Here is a 1,190-nt window from a genome sequence, read left to right on the forward strand (position 1 = left end):
CCAATAGTGGCGTGTTCTAAATCAAATTCGATATGAAACCTAAGTTTTTGCCCGTAAACAGCTCTAGTTATAGGTTCGTCTTTATGATTGGTCCAGTATCCTTTTTTAAAATATTGACCTAGTTTTAGCTCAGGTATTGCATCAGGATTTCCAAAAAAAGTTTCTCCATCGCAAGATTCTTGTATTTTTCCGCCTGCGGTTGTAGCAATATCCCCCTCAGAATAAATATCATGATCTCCACCAGTTGTTTTTATAATCTCGCTTTCAGAATATCGTAGTCTCATTTTTCGAATGTATTAGTTGTGCGTTGAATTTTCTCCGCTGTTATTATTCAAATTTTTCTGAGCATGTTTTTTAATAGAGCCCTCGCTAGCAGAATCAATTCCTTTTATGCCAATTTCTTTTCGTTCTTTTTCTGTATGCGACTCGATTTTTCCTTTTATATATTCTTTAAAACTGCCCGCTACTGTAATCATAAAATTGAAACCTATCGAAATGTATTTTGAGCCAATAATGGTCTCGTTATGATTTCCGCCAATAGAATCTGTTTTATTAACTCCTACATTGGTAGTCATATCTCTTCCAGCCTTCATAATAATATCTTCGCCTGCCTCAAGTTCAATGGTTTTTGGGGCAAAAAATTTGATGTTTTCTTTTCCATCCATAAAATATTTATTTCCGCTTGGATCTTCGATTAAAACGCTTCCATCGGCATCGTTCATTATAATTATGATTCCGGAACGTGTTCGTGTAACCTTTAGATCATTTTTTGGAGTGTTATAACCAGAAGATTCTTTTCCGTTATACTGTGTTCCCATTACATAAGGACACTGTGCATTTCCACCTTCAAAACCTACTAAAACTTCTTCTCCAATTTCGGGTATAAAATAAGATCCTTTTCCTGCTCCGCCATGTTGCTGAATCATTCTCATCCATTGGCTTGTCTTGGTTCCCATTCCCCAAAAGAATTCTACTTTTACACGTCCAAGTCCTTCGGGGTCGTTATTGTCTTTTATTTTTGCGGGTTGAGTTTCTGCATGTGCAAAAACGGCTGTATTGGTATAATGCGGAGCTGAAACATCGTTAGGAATGGCTTTAAATTCGCAGGTATAACTACCATGTACTTCTGAGTGATGTGTGGCTTCTATACAAACTAAATTGTGTTCTACAACTCCGTTTACAATCGTAAA

2 protein-coding genes are annotated in these 1,190 nt (G+C 36.5%); both read right to left on the minus strand.

The window, feature by feature from the left end; genetic code table 11:
- A partial coding sequence (locus IW18_RS22530) for a hypothetical protein (protein ID WP_041520467.1) occupies positions 1–284 on the minus strand: 284 nt, incomplete at its 3' end.
- A 12-nt stretch (positions 285–296) separates the two neighbouring features.
- Positions 297–1,190: phage baseplate assembly protein V (locus IW18_RS23280; RefSeq protein WP_240475595.1), on the minus strand; the 894-nt coding region annotated here is incomplete at its 5' end.

The organism is Flavobacterium hibernum, from assembly GCF_000832125.1.
Lineage (GTDB): Bacteria > Bacteroidota > Bacteroidia > Flavobacteriales > Flavobacteriaceae > Flavobacterium > Flavobacterium hibernum.